The organism is Streptomyces melanogenes, assembly GCF_014649795.1.
Classification (GTDB): Bacteria; Actinomycetota; Actinomycetes; order Streptomycetales; family Streptomycetaceae; genus Streptomyces; species Streptomyces noboritoensis.
The window spans coordinates 217,839-232,639 of record NZ_BMTS01000002.1 but is presented as its reverse complement, the minus strand read 5'-3'; the positions used below and the strand labels follow the sequence as shown (position 1 = coordinate 232,639).

The 14,801-nt window shown below is 71.9% G+C and carries 13 protein-coding genes and 1 riboswitch; of the genes, 6 read left to right on the top strand and 7 right to left on the bottom strand.

The features are described 5' to 3' along the window. Positions 1-28: 28 nt before the first annotated feature. Positions 29-1,315: a threonine synthase gene (thrC, locus tag IE252_RS05060; protein WP_190088070.1), complete on the bottom strand. Its 1,287-nt coding sequence runs from the start codon at positions 1,313-1,315 to the stop codon at positions 29-31. A 17-nt stretch (positions 1,316-1,332) separates the two neighbouring features. Next, positions 1,333-1,460, bottom strand: a riboswitch (SAM riboswitch). Positions 1,461-1,612: 152 nt separating this feature from the next. Between thrC and IE252_RS05055 the strand changes: the two genes are divergently transcribed. Then, positions 1,613-2,560, top strand: a complete 948-nt coding sequence (locus tag IE252_RS05055; RefSeq protein WP_190088069.1) for a glucosyl-3-phosphoglycerate synthase — start codon at positions 1,613-1,615, stop codon at positions 2,558-2,560. 75 nt (positions 2,561-2,635) lie between these two features. Continuing rightward, entirely contained in the window at positions 2,636-4,024 is a 1,389-nt protein-coding gene (locus tag IE252_RS05050) for an alpha,alpha-trehalose-phosphate synthase (UDP-forming) (protein ID WP_190088068.1), read from the top strand. Positions 4,025-4,261: 237 nt separating this feature from the next. Here IE252_RS05050 and otsB read toward each other — a convergent pair whose 3' ends face one another. The 3 genes from otsB to IE252_RS05035 form a co-directional block, all read right to left on the bottom strand. Continuing rightward, on the bottom strand, positions 4,262-5,104 hold the full coding sequence (otsB, locus tag IE252_RS05045) for a trehalose-phosphatase (protein ID WP_190088067.1): 843 nt from the start codon (positions 5,102-5,104) through the stop codon (positions 4,262-4,264). A gap of 50 nt (positions 5,105-5,154) precedes the next feature. Next, entirely contained in the window at positions 5,155-5,400 is a 246-nt protein-coding gene (locus tag IE252_RS05040; RefSeq protein ID WP_190088066.1) for a DUF3263 domain-containing protein, read from the bottom strand. Between the two features lie 127 nt (positions 5,401-5,527). Beyond that, positions 5,528-6,814 carry an extracellular solute-binding protein gene (locus IE252_RS05035; RefSeq protein WP_190088065.1) on the bottom strand — a complete coding sequence of 429 codons (1,287 nt, stop codon included), beginning with the start codon at positions 6,812-6,814 and terminating at the stop codon, positions 5,528-5,530. Positions 6,815-7,085: 271 nt separating this feature from the next. On the opposite strand from IE252_RS05035, the gene IE252_RS05030 reads away from it, so the two are divergent. The 3 genes from IE252_RS05030 (at position 7,086) to IE252_RS05020 (ending at position 10,208) form a co-directional block, all read left to right on the top strand. Then, complete coding sequence (locus tag IE252_RS05030) at positions 7,086-8,075, top strand: ROK family protein (protein ID WP_190088064.1); 990 nt, start codon at positions 7,086-7,088, stop codon at positions 8,073-8,075. Further along, positions 8,075-9,211, top strand: coding sequence for an N-acetylglucosamine-6-phosphate deacetylase (gene nagA, locus IE252_RS05025; protein ID WP_190088063.1), 1,137 nt, complete (start codon positions 8,075-8,077; stop codon positions 9,209-9,211). The genes IE252_RS05030 and nagA overlap by 1 nt, the downstream gene beginning before the upstream one ends. Positions 9,212-9,290: 79 nt before the next feature. After that, positions 9,291-10,208 (top strand): 1-phosphofructokinase family hexose kinase, encoded by a 918-nt coding sequence (locus IE252_RS05020; protein ID WP_190088062.1) that lies wholly within the window; start codon positions 9,291-9,293, stop codon positions 10,206-10,208. A gap of 87 nt (positions 10,209-10,295) precedes the next feature. Here the strand turns inward: IE252_RS05020 and IE252_RS05015 are convergent, their stop codons facing one another. After that, a complete protein-coding gene (locus tag IE252_RS05015) occupies positions 10,296-11,300 on the bottom strand; it encodes a carbohydrate-binding protein (protein ID WP_190088061.1) in 1,005 nt (334 codons plus the stop codon). 161 nt (positions 11,301-11,461) lie between these two features. Continuing rightward, a complete protein-coding gene (gene cdgB, locus IE252_RS05010; protein ID WP_190088060.1) occupies positions 11,462-13,132 on the bottom strand; it encodes a diguanylate cyclase CdgB in 1,671 nt (556 codons plus the stop codon). A 507-nt stretch (positions 13,133-13,639) separates the two neighbouring features. On the opposite strand from cdgB, the gene IE252_RS05005 reads away from it, so the two are divergent. Next, complete coding sequence (locus tag IE252_RS05005) at positions 13,640-14,113, top strand: flavin reductase family protein (protein WP_373298513.1); 474 nt, start codon at positions 13,640-13,642, stop codon at positions 14,111-14,113. Between the two features lie 231 nt (positions 14,114-14,344). Here IE252_RS05005 and arfB read toward each other — a convergent pair whose 3' ends face one another. Further along, positions 14,345-14,779 (bottom strand): alternative ribosome rescue aminoacyl-tRNA hydrolase ArfB, encoded by a 435-nt coding sequence (gene arfB / locus IE252_RS05000; RefSeq protein WP_190088058.1) that lies wholly within the window; start codon positions 14,777-14,779, stop codon positions 14,345-14,347. Between the last annotated feature and the right edge of the window lie 22 nt (positions 14,780-14,801).

The following is a 14,801-nucleotide window of genomic DNA, read 5'->3' as shown; positions in this document are numbered from 1 at the left end:
GGTGTTCTGCCTTTCCGTGGCCGGTGGGTCAGTGGGCGAGGCCCGCGTCGCGGAACGCGTCCAGGCTCGGGCGGATCGTCGCGGTCGGGCCGGTCGTCGGGGCCACGGCGTCCAGGGTCTTGAGGCCGTCCCCCGTGTTGAGGACGACAGTAGTGAGCGCCGGGTCCAGCAGCCCGCTCTCGATGAGCTTCCGGGTGACGCCCACGGTCACCCCGCCCGCCGTCTCGGCGAAGATGCCCTCGGTCCGGGCGAGCAGCTTGATCGCGTCCACGACCTGCTCGTCGTTCACGTCCTCCACCGCGCCGCCGGTGCGCCGGGCGATGTCCAGCACGTACGGCCCGTCCGCCGGGTTGCCGATGGCCAGCGACTTGGCGATGGTGTTCGGCTTCTGCGGCCGGACGACGTCGTGGCCCGCCTTGAAGGCGGTGGAGACCGGGGAGCAGCCCTCCGCCTGAGCACCGAAGATCTTGTACGGCTTGTCCTCGACCAGGCCCAGCTTGATCAGCTCCTGGAGACCCTTGTCGATCTTCGTGAGCTGCGAGCCGGAGGCGATCGGGATGACGATCTGGTCCGGGAGCCGCCAGCCGAGCTGCTCGCAGATCTCGTACGCCAGCGTCTTGGAGCCCTCGCCGTAGTACGGGCGCAGGTTCACGTTCACGAAGCCCCAGCCCTCACCGAGCGGGTCCCCGATGAGCTCCGAGCAGAAGCGGTTGACGTCGTCGTAGTTGCCCTCGATGCCGACCAGCTCGCCGCCGTACACCGCGGCCATGACGACCTTGCCCTGCTCCAGGTCGTGCGGGATGAACACGCAGGAGCGGAAACCGGCCCGGGCGGCGGCCGCGCCGACGGCGCCGGCGAGGTTGCCGGTGGAGGAGCAGGAGAGCGTGGTGAAGCCGAAGGCGCGGGCGGCCTCGACGGCGATCGCGACGACGCGGTCCTTGAAGGAGTGCGTCGGATTGCCGGAGTCGTCCTTGACGTAGAGGCCGCCGGTGACGCCCAGCTCGCGGGCGAGATTGTCGGCCTTGACGAGCTTGGTGAATCCCGGATTCAGGTTGGGCTTTTCAGCCACATTGGCCGGAACGGGCAGCAGGGGCGCATAGCGCCAGATGTTGTCCGGGCCCGCTTCGATACGCTTGCGCAGCGCCTCGGGGTCACCCGTCGGAAGGTCGTACGCGACTTCGAGCGGACCGAAACACAGGGCGCAGGCGAAGATCGGGCCGAGGTCGAACCGCTCGCCGCATTCCCGGCAGGAAAGCGCGACGGCGGGACCGAGGTTCACAGTGGTGGCGGCATTGTCGATGGTCTGCACAGCCATGATGGCGAGGCCCTTTCTCCTCATCTTCCCCATGGCGCATTTCGCCATGAGACGGAATTGGCACCTTCCCCACCGTGACCTCGCGGTCGGCAGGAGGGTTGCCGGGACTTCAACGGGCCGTTCCCTCAGTCCCTCTGGATGAGCGCTGTGGCACTGGGTCCAGGACCCAGGCATTTGTTCGCGCGACGACCCCGACATGCGACGGCCATCCGCGTTGTTCAAGACTGTAACCGAAGGCCCGGACGGTTGAGATAGTCGTCCGAACCGCGAGATGGATCACAGAGGAGGCTCCGGCCCGTGTTGGAAGAGGTGGAGCGCTGGCTGAGCAGGCGTTCCTGGTCGGCGGCCGACCGCCCGCTGGACGGGATCCTGGCCGCCAAGCGCCGCGGCGCCACCACGGTCAGCGTCGTCCTGCCGGCGCTCGACGAGGAGGCCACGGTCGGCCAGATCGTCGCCGCGATCCGGCGCGAGCTGATGACCGCCGCGGTGCCGCTGGTGGACGAGCTGGTGGTGGTCGACTCCGGCTCCACCGACCGTACGGCCGAGGTCGCGGCCGCCGCGGGCGCCCGGGTGGTGCACCGGGACGCGATCCTGCCCCGGATCCCCGCCCTGCCCGGCAAGGGCGAGGTCCTGTGGCGCTCGCTGCTGGTCACCACGGGTGACATCGTCTGCTTCATCGACGCGGACCTGAAGGACTTCGACCCCGCCTTCGTCTCCGGGATCGTCGGGCCGCTCCTGACCGACCCGGACGTCGACTTCGTCAAGGCGATGTACGACCGCCCGTTCGGCGACTCCCCAGGTCAGGGCGGTCGGGTCACCGAACTGGTGGCCCGTCCCCTGCTCAATCTGCACTGGCCGCAGCTGGCCGGGTTCGTCCAGCCGCTGGGCGGCGAGTACGCGGCCCGCCGCTCGCTCCTGGAGCGGCTGCCGTTCCCCGTCGGTTACGGAGTGGAGCTGGGCCTGCTCGTCGACGCGCTGCACACGGTGGGCCTGGACGCGCTGGCCCAGGTCGACGTGGGCGTACGCAAACACCGCCACCAGGACGGCCAGGCCCTCGGCCGGATGGCGGCGGCGATCTACCGCACGGCCCAACTCCGGCTCTCCCGCGCCCACTTGGTGCGCCCGACGCTGACGCAGTTCGAGCGCGGCGAGGACGGATTCGTGCCGCGCACGTACGCGGTGGACACCGAGGAGCGGCCGCCGATGCGCGACATCGGGGAGTACGCGGTGCATCGGGCGGCGTAAGGGGGCGTGACGATCGGGGGCCGGTGCCGCTGTTCGCACGTTTGAGGCATTCCGCTACGGGCTAGGTTCGTGTCCATGGTCTCCGCGCGCGCTGCCCAGGTTCTCGTCGCGTCCAACCGCGGCCCGATCTCGTACGCCCTCGACGCCGACGGGACGCTGACCTCCCGGCGCGGCGGCGGCGGCCTGGTCTCCGGCCTGTCGGCCATCGGCTCCGAGGCGAACGCCCTGTGGGTCTGCTCGGCGCTCGGCGACGGCGACCGGGAGGCCGTGCGGCGCGGGGTGGGCGAAGAGGGCGTGCGGATGCTCGACATCGACGCGGGGACGCACGCGGACGCGTACAACGGCATCGCGAACTCGGTGCTGTGGTTCGTCCACCACATGCTGTACCAGACGCCGCTGGAGCCGGTCTTCGACGCGGAGTTCCGGCGCCAGTGGGGTGCGTACGAGACGTACAACCGCGCCTTCGCCCAGGCGCTGGCCGAGGAGGCGGCGGACGGGGCCTCGGTGGTGGTCCAGGACTACCACCTGGCGCTGGTGCCGGGCATGCTCCGCGAGCTCCGCCCCGACCTGCGGATCGGCCACTTCTCGCACACGCCGTGGGCGCCGCCGGAGTACTTCCGGATGCTCCCCGACGACGTGGCGGAGCAGCTCCTTCGGGGGATGCTCGGCGCGGACCGGCTCGGGTTCCTGACGCGGCGCTGGGCGGACGCGTTCGCGCGCTGCTGCGTGGACGTGCTGGGCGGTACGGGCGCCACCCGGATCGGGGTGTACGGCCTGGGCGCGGACGCGGAGTTCCTGCGGCGGCGCGCGCACGAGCCGGACGTGGACGAGCGCCTGGCCACGCTGCGGGAGCAGATCGGGCCGGGCCGCAAGGCGATCGTGCGGGTCGACCGCACGGAACTCTCGAAGAACATCGTGCGGGGGCTGCTGGCGTACGGGCAGCTGCTCACGGACCGCCCCGAGTGGCGGGGCCGGGTGGTGCACGTGGCGTTCGCGTACCCGTCGCGGCAGGATCTGGCGGTGTACCGGGAGTACACGGCGGAGGTCTCGCGGGTGGCGTCCGCGATCAACTCGACGTACGGCGTCGACGGTTGGACCCCGGTCCTCCTCCACGTCGAGGACGACTTCGCGCGGTCCCTCGCGGCGTACCGGCTGGCGGACGTGGCCCTGGTGAACCCCATCCGGGACGGCATGAACCTGGTGGCCAAGGAGGTGCCGGTGGTGTCGGAGGAGGGGTGCGTGCTGGTGCTCTCTCGGGAGGCCGGGGCGTATGAGGAGCTGCGGGAGGATGCGGTGGGGGTGAATCCGTACGACGTGGTCGGTACGGCTGCCGCGCTCCATGAGGCGTTGTCGATGTCTGCGGGGGAGCGGGGGGAGCGGACGAAGCGGCTGGCCGCGGCGGCGACGGCGCTGCCGCCGCGGCAGTGGTTCTTGGAGCAGCTGAACGCGTTGCGCGAGGGGTAATCCCCCACCCCGCCCCTTCCCGAAACTCTCCGAGGGTGCTCGTTCGTCTGCGGACCGTGCTGGGCTGGTCGCGCAGTTCCCCGCGCCCCTTAAGTGCCGCTGCGCGGCATCCCCTGGGCGGCCCGGAGGGGCGCTTCTAGGGGCGCGGGGAACTGCGCGGCCAGCCATCCACGGTCCGCAGACGAAGAACCAAGCCGCCCGGCCGAGGGCTTTCGGGAAGGGGTGGGGTGGGGGCCTCTAAAGGCCCGCCGCCAAGGCGGCCAAGAGCGCGACCACGCCCGCCGGGCCCGGCACCGCCACATCCGCCCGCTCCCACACCTCCGGCACCTCCGTGGACCCGCTGCACACCAACAGCCCCGGCACCCCGTCCGAGCGGAGTTTTTCGACGGCGGCGAACGCGGGCAGATCACCGAGGTCGTCGCCCGCGTACAAGACCGACCCCGCCCCCACCTCCCGCAGGTACTCCGCCAACGCCACCCCCTTGTCCATCCCGGGCGGCCGCAGCTCCAGAACCAGCCGGCCGGGTTCGAGGATGAGCCCATGGCGGGTGGCGAGGGCGGCGAGCGGGTCCCGCAGCGCGGCGTACGCGGCCGCGGGGTCCGTGGCCCGCCGCGTATGGACCGCGACCGCCTGCCCCTTCTCCTCGATCCACGTACCCCGCCACGCCCCGTGCGCGTCCAGCACCCCCGGCAGCTCGGCCCGCGCCGCCGTGACCCCGGGGTGCGGGGCGGGCGCGGCCACGGTCCCGGTCACCGCGTCCCAGCGCTCGGCCCCGTAGTGGCCCAGGACCACCAGGTGCTCCAGGCCGGGAACGCCCGCGAAGCCCCCGTACCGTACGGCCACACCCGCAGGACGCCCGGTGATCACCGCGACCGAGGCGACCTTCGGGGCGAGGGCGGCCAGGGCGGGGACGGCACCGGGGTGGGCGCGCGCCTGCTCGGGGTCGGGGACGATCTCGGCGAGCGTGCCGTCGAAGTCGAGGGCGATCACGGCCCGCTCGGGCGCGGCCAGGATCGCGGCCAGCGCCTCGCGTCCGGCGGAGGTGGCAGGGGTCGGCAGGAGGTGCGGTTGGCTGCCCATGCCACGACCCTAGCGGCGCGGGGCGGATCACAGCCATGGCGGGAGAGCGGTTATGCGCGGCGCTCGCGCTGGGCCTCGCGTATCCGGCGCAGCCGGTTCACCGTGACCGGGTCGTGGGCCAGCGCGCGCTCGTCGTCGAGCAGGGCGTTGAGGAGCTGGTAGTAGTGCGTCGGAGAGATACCCAGCCGCTCCCGTACGGCCCGCTCCTTGGCCCCGGGCCCGGCCCAGGACCCCCGCTCGATGGCCAACACGGCCCGAGCCCGCTCACTAAGCCCACCGTCGTCGTGGTCAGTCATACAAGCCAACGTATAGCCGATTGAGGGGCGCAGCCCCGAAAGTCAGGGGCGCGGGGCGGTGACATTTGCGGCTCCGCCGCGTGGGCGCGACCAGCCACAGATCACCCGCAGACAAACCCCGGGCACCTCACTCCGCGTTCTCCGCCTCCGTAGCCACCTTCGCGATCCCCTCCAGCACCGACCGCGGGTCCCCCTCCGGCGACACCGCCCCGCCGATCCGCTTCTTGATCGTCTCGCTCACCTTCGGCCACGACGTCTTGCCGACCGGCGGCAGCTCCGACGTCGGCAGCGCGGCCAGGAACTCCTTGAGCTCCGGGTGCTTGCCGTTGTTCTGCATGGTCTGCGACGCCGTACGGGTCGCGGGGAGCAGGTCGTACTTGTCCGCGAACGCCAGCACGTTCTGGTCGTTGAACGTGAAGTCCAGGAACTTCCCGATCTGCTCGCGGTGGCCGTTCTGCTTGAAGCCCATGATCCAGTCGGCCACGCCCATCGACGCCTTGGCCTTGCCCTCGGCGCCGGGCAGCGGGACCATCCCGTACTTCACGCCCTTCTTCTTGGCCTGCTCCATCAGCGACGGGTGGCCGTTGAGCATGCCGACCTCGCCCTTGGCGAACGCGTCGAAGGCCGCCTGGCGGTTGAGCTTCGCCGGGGCGACGGGGCCGGTCAGGCCCTCCTCGACCAGGTTCCTCTTCAGCCAGTTGAAGGTCTTGATGTTCTCGGGCGAGTCGATGTCGTACCCGGAGATCTGGTTGACGTAGCTGCCGCCGCCGCTCAGCATCCACATCATCGTCTCGGCCTGGGCCTCCTCGCTGCCCAGCGGCAGCGCGAACGGGGTCTTGACCCCCTTGGCCTTCAGCGCCTTGGCGTCGGCCTCCAGCTGCGCCCACGTCTGCGGCGGCTTGAGGTGCGCCTTGTCGAAGAGCGTCTGGTTGTAGAACAGCAGCCGGGTCGACGCGACGAACGGGATGCCGTACTGGACGCGCTTCATCTCGCCCGCGTCCGCCAGCGGCGCCAGGAAGTTCGCCTGGACGGGGATGGAGAGCACCTGGTCGACGGAGTAGAGCTTGCCGGCCGCCGCGTAGTCGGAGTACGCGCCGATCTGCGCGATGTCGGGGGCCTTGCCCGCCTTCACCATCTCCGCGACCTTGGCGTCGACGACGTCCCACGACAGGACGGAGACGTCGACCTTGATGCCGGGGTTCTTCTTCTCGAAGTCGGCGACCACGTCGTGCCAGTACGCCTTGGTGCTGCTGCCGCCCGCGATGTCGTAGTCGGCCGCGACCAGCTTGAGGGTGACGCTGCCGGAGCCGCTGTCGCTGCCGCAGCCGGTGAGGCCCGCAGCCGCTATTCCGAGTGCGGCAACCGCCGCCGTCAGACCGTTCCCCAAGCTCTTAAAGAGCAGGGGAGACCCCATCCGCCGCTGCTGCACGTGCCCTGTCCCACCCTCGTTGTTCGCCAGTCGGTCCCCCGTGAACGTCCTGTTCGCAACGTCCTGTCTACATGAGCTGCGATCTTCCCTTGCGGCCGGGGCTGAGGTCTACACCAGTTGGGTATCACTTCCGCAACTTCTGCCGCCGCCGTCCCACCCGTACGGCCGTATTCCGGGCGGCACTTGGGAAAACGCTTACCCGCCGCCCGGTGAGTGGACTAGACCTTTCATGGGTGAACGCGCGAGACTGTCCCCCGTGAGACACGTCATCGCCCTGGATGTGGGCGGCACCGGGATGAAAGCCGCCCTCATCGGGGTGGACGGCGGCCTGCTGTACGAGGCGCGCAGGCCCACCGGCCGCGAGCGCGGCCCCGAGGCCGTCGTCGAGAGCATCCTCGACTTCGCCGCCGAGCTGCGGACGTACGGCGAGGAGCACCTCGGCGAGAGCGCCGTGGCGGCCGGCGTCGCCGTGCCCGGCATCGTCGACGCCGAGAACGGCATCGCGGTCTACGCGGCCAACCTGGGCTGGCGCGACGTCCCCATGCGGCGGCTGCTGAGCGAGCGGCTCGACGGCGTGCCCGTCGCCCTCGGCCACGACGTGCGCACCGGCGGCCTCGCCGAGGGCCGGATCGGCGCGGGCAAGGGCGCCGACCGCTTCCTGTTCATCCCGCTCGGCACCGGCATCGCCGGGGCCATCGGCATCGACGGCCGCATCGAGCCGGGCGCCCACGGCTACGCGGGCGAGATCGGCCACATCGTGGTGCGCCCCGGCGGCATCCCCTGCGGCTGCGGCCAGCGCGGCTGCCTGGAGCGGCTCGCCTCCGCCTCCGCCGTCACCCAGGCGTGGGCCGAGGCCAGCGGCGACCCGGACGCCGACGCGGCCGACTGCGCCAAGGCCGTCGAGTCCGGCGACCCGGCGGCGCGCGCCGTGTGGCAGAACGCGGTCGACGCGCTCGCGGACGGCCTGGTCACCGCGCTCACCCTGCTCGACCCGCGCACCCTGATCATCGGTGGCGGACTCGCCGAAGCGGGGGAAACCTTGTTCGTACCGCTACGGGCGGCCGTCGAGGAGCGCGTCACCTTCCAGAAGCTGCCCGCGATCGTCCCGGCGGCCCTCGGCGACACGGCGGGCTGCCTGGGCGCGGGCCTGCTCGCCTGGGACCTGCTCGACACCGCCGCCTCGTCCGGCTCCCCCTCGTCCGGCACCGACGCCGGCACCACCCACTCCTCGGAGGTAACCGCCTGATGGCCACCAGCAAGGTCCTCTCCGGCGCCCGCGTCGTCCTGCCGACCGGGGTCGTCGAGAACGGACGCGTGATCGTCGAGGGCGGGAAGATCGCCGGAAGCGCGCCCGAGGCCGCCGAGCGCGTCGACCTCACCGGCCACTGGGTGGTCCCCGGCTTCGTCGACATGCACGTGCACGGCGGCGGCGGCGCCTCCTTCACCAACGGCACGGTCGACGACGTCCTCAAGGGCGTCCACACCCACCGGCTGCACGGCACCACCACCATGGTCGCCTCCACCGTCACCGGCGAGATGGACTTCCTGGCCCAGCGGGCCGGGCTGCTCTCCGAGCTGGTCGAGCAGGGCGACCTGGCGGGCATCCACTTCGAGGGCCCGTTCATCTCGCCGTGCCGCAAGGGCGCCCACAGCGAGGACCTGCTGCGCCACCCGGACCCGGCCGAGGTCCGCAAGCTGATGGACGCGGCCCGGGGCACCGCCAAGATGTTCACGCTCGCCACCGAGCTCCCCGGCGGCCTGGACTCCGTACGGCTGCTCGCCGAGCACGGCGTGATCGCCGCGATCGGCCACACCGACGCCACGTACGAGCAGACCGTCGAGGCGATCGACGCGGGCGCCACCGTCGCCACCCACCTCTACAACGCGATGCCCGCGCTCGGCCACCGCGCGCCCGGCCCGATCGCCGCCCTCCTGGAGGACGAGCGGATCACCGTCGAGCTGATCAACGACGGCACGCACCTGCACCCCGCCTCGCTCGAACTCGCCTTCCACCACAAGGGCGCCGACCGGGTCGCGTTCATCACGGACGCCATGGACGCGGCCGGGTTCGGGGACGGGCTCTACCACCTCGGCCCGCTGGAGGTCGAGGTCAAGGAGGGCGTCGCCCGGCTCGTCGAGGGCGGCTCGATCGCGGGCTCGACCCTCACCCTGGACCGCGCGTTCCGCCGTGCGGTGACCGTCGACGGCCTCCCCGTCGAGGACGCCGTCCGCGCGCTCAGCGCCAACCCGGCGCGGCTGCTCGGCGTGTACGACAAGGTCGGCTCGCTCGAACCCGGCAAGGACGCGGACCTGGTGGTCCTGGACGAGCACTTCGCGCTCAAGGGCGTGATGCGGCGCGGCGAGTGGATCGTGGCGCCCTAGCCCCTCATGACGGGACGGTGGCCGGATTCCGGGGCTGTGGGGTCTGGGCCGGCCACCGTCCGTTTGGCATGATCACCTCGTGATCCTGACCGTCACGCTGAACACGGCACTCGACCTCACCTACCGGGTCCCGGAGCTCGTCCCGCACGCCAGCCACCGCGTGGACGAGGTGACCGAGCGCCCCGGCGGCAAGGGCCTCAACGTCGCCCGGGTGCTGACCGCGCTCGGCCACAGATGCGTCGTCACTGGCTTCGCGGGCGGCCGCACCGGCGCGGTGCTGCGCGAACTGCTCGCGCCGCTCGCGCCCGTCGACGCGCTGGTCCCGGTCGCCGGGAGCACCCGCCGCACGATCGCGGTCGTGGACGCGGCCACCGGCGACACCACGCAGCTCAACGAGCCGGGCCCGCAGATCACGGCCGACGAGTGGGAGGCGTTCCTCACGGCGTACGAGCCGCTGCTGCGGCAGGCGGACGCGGTGGCGCTGTGCGGCAGCCTGCCGCCCGGGGTACCGGTCGGCGCCTACGCGGACCTGGTACGCCGGGCCCGCGCGGCGGGCGTCCCCGTCCTCCTGGACACCAGCGGCGAGCCCCTGCGGCGCGGCCTGGCGGCCCGCCCCGACCTGATCAAGCCGAACGCCGACGAGCTGGCCCGCCTCACCGGCTCCCGCGAACCGCTCCGCGCGGCCCGCGACGCCCGCCGCCGGGGCGCCCACGCGGTGGTCGCCTCACTGGGCCCCGAGGGCCTGGTGGCGGTCACCCCCGACGGCACCTGGCAGGCCACCCCACCGTCCCCGGTCCGAGGCAACCCCACCGGCGCGGGCGACTCGGCGGTGGCGGCCCTGCTGTCGTCCCTGGTGGAGAACTTGCCGTGGCCGTCCCGGCTGACCCGAGCGGTGGCACTGTCGGCGGCGACGGTACTGGCGCCGGTGGCGGGGGAGTTCGACGCCGAGGCGTACGAGGAGCTGCTCACGCAGATCCGGGTGACCAGCACCCCCTGAGGGGCGCGGGGCTGTGACATTTGCGGCTCCGCCGCGTGGGCGCGAGCAACCCAGCACGGTCCGCAGCCGAAAGACCCGGCCAGCGGCCTAGTAGGACTTCTTCGTCTTGCTGATCTCGACCCAGTCGAACACCGCGTCGCACTGATTCCCCTGCTCACAGGAGAGCTTGATCGTGTTCGACCCCTGCTTGAGGGTCACCGGCGCCCACGTGTACTGCCAGTTGTTCTCCAGGTTCGGGTCGGTCGACCCCCTGAAGTTCTTCAGACCTATCGGCTGCGAGTTCGGCTTGCCGTTGACCGTCAGCGTCGCGTTCGCGTCCTTCGCCGGGATGGCGAACCGCACGTACAGGTAGTACGAGCCGGACGACGGCAGATCGGCCTGCCAGGTCAGCGACGCGCCGATCTGGTTGAAGCCGTTGACGTACGCCCCGTCCGTCCCCTGCGCACCCTTGACGTCCTTGGCCAGCACCGTGCCGCCACCGAGCTTCAGCGTCGCCGCGTCCTGCTTGGGGAGCTCCGCCGCCGGGGCGGAGGCCGAGTTGGACGGCGGGGTCGACGGCTGCTGCGAGGTGCCCTGGGAGCTGCCGCCCGCGGGCTTGCCCGCGTCCTCGTTCTTCTTGCCGTCGCCGTTGGTGGCGAGCGCCACGCCGATGCCGATGACGACCGCCGCGACCACCGCGACCGCGCCGATCAGCAGACCCTTGGTGTTGGGGCCACGGCTGCCGCGCCCGCCGCCACCGTCGGCCGGGGGGCCGGGACGGTTGGGGGCGCCGCCGTACGTCTCGGGCGCCGCGTACTGGGCGGTGGGCTGCCCGTACTGCTGCTGACCGTACTGCTGCGGCTGCTGGCCGTAAGGCGCCTGCGGCTGGCCGTACTGCTGCTGCGGAACCTGCCCGTACTGGCGCTCGCCGACCGTCCGCACCTGGTTGTACGAGGTTCTGGGCACGCCGGGCTGGTGCGGGGCACTCGGGCCCGGGTAGCCGTAGCCACCGGAGCGGGGCGGGGTGGCGCCGGAGGCCTGACCGTCCTCGTACAGATAGCCGAACGGATCGTCGTCCTCGGGCGTGCTCGCGCCGTTGTTGCCGGGCGTCATCCGGGGTCACTCCTCACTGTTCGCCAGCCGTCGCCGACCGGCCGAGCCTACCCCGAACGGCCGACACCATGGCCGCGACCTCGTCCCGTTGCCCGGGAAACGGCCGGGGCGCACAGGTGGGGGTCCCCCCTGCTCCTTGAGAGCTTGGGGGAGGGCGGCGGCTATCCGGCCCGCCGGTGGACCTTCGCCCGCGACCGCTTCTCGATGTACATCCGCTGGTCGGCGGAGCGCAGCACCTCTTCCACGGACATCCCGCAGCTGGCCCAGCCGATGCCGAAACTCGCCCCGACCCGGACCGCCCGGCCGTCCACCCGGATCGGCGGGATGATGGCGTTGCGCAGCCGGACCGCGAGGTCGGCCGCGTCGGCCGCGCCCAGGCCGTCGGCGAGGACGACGAACTCGTCGCCGCCGAGCCGGGCGACCGTGTCCCCGTCCCGTACGCCGGAGGTGAGGCGGCGGGCGACCTCGATGAGGACGGCGTCGCCGGTGTTGTGGCCGTACCGGTCGTTGATCGACTTGAAGCCGTCGAGGTCGCAGAAGAGGACCGCGAGGCCCTTGGTGCCGTCGTCGACGTCGCCCTCGGGGGCGGTCATGTGCACGTGGTGGTCGAAGGGACCGCCGCCCGGCACCGGGTCGAAGTCGAAGCCGCCGGGGGCGCAGACCGCGTGGCCGGGGGTCTCGCCGCGCCCGTCGTGCACCGCTCCGTACGCCGCGTCCAGCGCCTCCACGGCGGTCGCGCCCACCGCGTACGGCCGCTGGCACAGGCGCGCGGAGAGCCGGGCGCGCAGTTCGGCGCTGTTGGGCAGGCCGGTGAGCGAGTCGTGCGAGGCGCGGTGGGCGAGCTGGAGCTCGTGCCGCTTGCGCTCCTCTATGTCCTCGACGTGGGTGAGCAGAAAACGGGGACCGTCGGCGGTATCGGCGACGACGGAATTGCGCAGCGACACCCAGACGTACGAGCCGTCGCGCCGCCCGAGCCGCAGCTCGGCGCGGCCGCCCTCGGCCGAGGTGCGCAGCAGGAGCCCGATGTCCTCGGGGTGGACGAGGTCCGCGAACGAGTAGCGCCGCATCACGGCGGCGGGCCGGCCGAGCAGCCGACAGAGCGCGTCGTTGGTGCGCAGCAGGCGTCCGTGCTGGTCACCGCCCATTTCGGCGATGGCCATGCCGGACGGCGCGTACTCGAACGCCTGCCGAAAGCTCTCCTCGCTGGCCCGCAGCGCCTGCTGCTCCCGCTCCAGGCGGACGAGCGCGCGCTGCATGTTTGCGCGAAGCCGGGCGTTGCTGATCGCAATGGCGGACTGGGAGGCGTACATCTGAAGCGCTTCGCGCCCCCACGCGCCGGGGCGCCGCCCGTTGCGCGGCTTGTCGACGGAAATGACGCCGAGGAGCTCCCGCCCGCCGCCCGAGGCGTACATCGGCGCGTAGAGCCGGTCCTGGGGGTGCCACTCGTCCTCGAAGCGCGGCTCGGGACCTTCGGTGTACCACTGCGGGACGTCGTCCTCCAGGAGCACCCAGCCCTCGGTGTGCGGGATGAACCGCAGGTCGCCCCAGCCCTCGCCCATGGTGAGCCGGCGCTCCCAGGAGGCCCGCGAGCCGACGCGGCCGGTGATGAGGGCCTCGGCGGCGGCGTTCCCGGCGAAGGCGGCGACGACGAGGTCGCCGTCAGGGCGTACGAGGTTGACGCAGGCCAGTTCGTAGCCGAGCCCGGCGATGACGCCGTCGGCGACGGTCTGCAGCGTGTCCGCCAGGCTGCGGGCCGTGTTCAGGTCGGTGACCACCTGATGCAGCTGCCGCAGGGTCGCAAGACGGACGTACGGCTCCGACTCGGTCTCCATTGCTCGCTCTCCCCGAGACCTCGACAGCAACTCCAGGATCCTGATTCGGCGCGCTTCTTCTCCGGCTTCCGGCCCGGCTTCCGACTTCCCTGTGGGCGCTTTTCGTGCAGCGTCCCCGTCACTGAATCACAGCGAGCTGCCCACTCGGTACACAGGGTCAACAATTACTGCGCTCTGTGACTCAAGTCACACGGGGTGATGATAGGCCGCTCGCGGGAGGTGGGAGCGCTCCGCGAGATTCCGGAATGCAAACAAGCATTAATGCCGGTTTTTGGGGGCGGGGTGGGGGTGCGGCGGGGGTGGTTCGGGTGGCGGAGTTTGCACCGCGCGCGGTGCCTCGTCGCTCTGGTCCTAGGACCCTTCTGGTCCCAGGGCCCGATGTGCGGCGTTGACCCGGAGACTAGCGTTCTGTACGTGTTGCAGACAGACGTTCTCCGTGCTCTTCCCGCCCTGCCGTCGCAGAACCCCCATGCTGAGGGGGTGAGCAATGACGAATTCCGCGCCGCGATGTCCCGGCTGGCGGGCGGGGTGGTGCTGGTGACCGCCCACGACGAGGACGCCGGCCCGCGCGGTGAGGACGTCGGCATGACGGCCACGGCGTTCCTGTCCGTCTCCATCGACCCGCCGCTGGTCCTGGTGAGCGTACGGAACGGCTCCCGCATGGACGACCTGCTCGCCGAGCAGCCCCTGTGGGCGGTCTCGGTCCTCTCGGAGAGCCAGCGCCACGTGGCGGGCCGGTTCGCGATGAAGGGCCGCATCAGCGACCGCCTGCTCTTCGACGACATCCCCTACAAGAGGGGTCCGCTGAGCGGTGCTCCCTTGGTGGGCGGCGCGCTGTCGACGCTGGAGTGCCGGACGGAGCAGCGGGTGGAGGCGGGGGACCACACGCTGGTGATCGCACGGGTGCTGGGGGTGGAGCTGCCCAGTGCGGAGGGCGGACCGCTGTCGTATTTCCGGGGGCGGTACCGGCAACTGGGCTGAGGTTGAGCCCCCACCCCACCCCTTCCCGAAAGCCCTCTGGCGGGCGGCCGGGGGGCTTCGCCCCTGGGACCCCGTTCGTCTGCGGGCCGCATATGGCTGGTCGCGCAGTTCCCCGCGCCCCTTAAATGCCGCTGCGCGGCAATCCCCTGAGCGGCCCGGAGGGACGCATTTAGGGGCGCGGGGAACTGCGCGACCAGCCCACCACTCACCCGCAGACGAACACCGGGCCCACTACCAGTCGCGCCCCGCGCGACCCCGCTTCGTCTCCGCCCGGGCCTTCTTCTCACGGAGCCGCCGCTCGTTGATCCCGCGAGGGATCTTCGTCGCTCGGCGCGGCTTCGGGGGCGGGGCCGTCGCCTCCGCGAGCAGCGCGGTCAGGCGGACCGCCGCCGTCTCGCGGTTGCGCCACTGCGAGCGGTGCTCGGAGGCGCGTACGGTCACGACCCCGCCCACCAGCCGCGAGGCCAGCCGCTCCAGGGCCCGCGCCTTCCAGACCTCCGGCAGCGCCTCCGTACGGCCCAGGTCGAACCGGAGCTCCACCTGCGAGTCGCTGGTGTTGACGTGCTGCCCGCCGGGCCCGGAGGACCGCGAGAAACGCCACATGAGCTCGGCCTCCGGGAGGGAGACGGAGCCGCGGATGAAGTAGGGCCCGGACATGCGCTCCATGGTCCCTTGCCTGCGGGGCCCC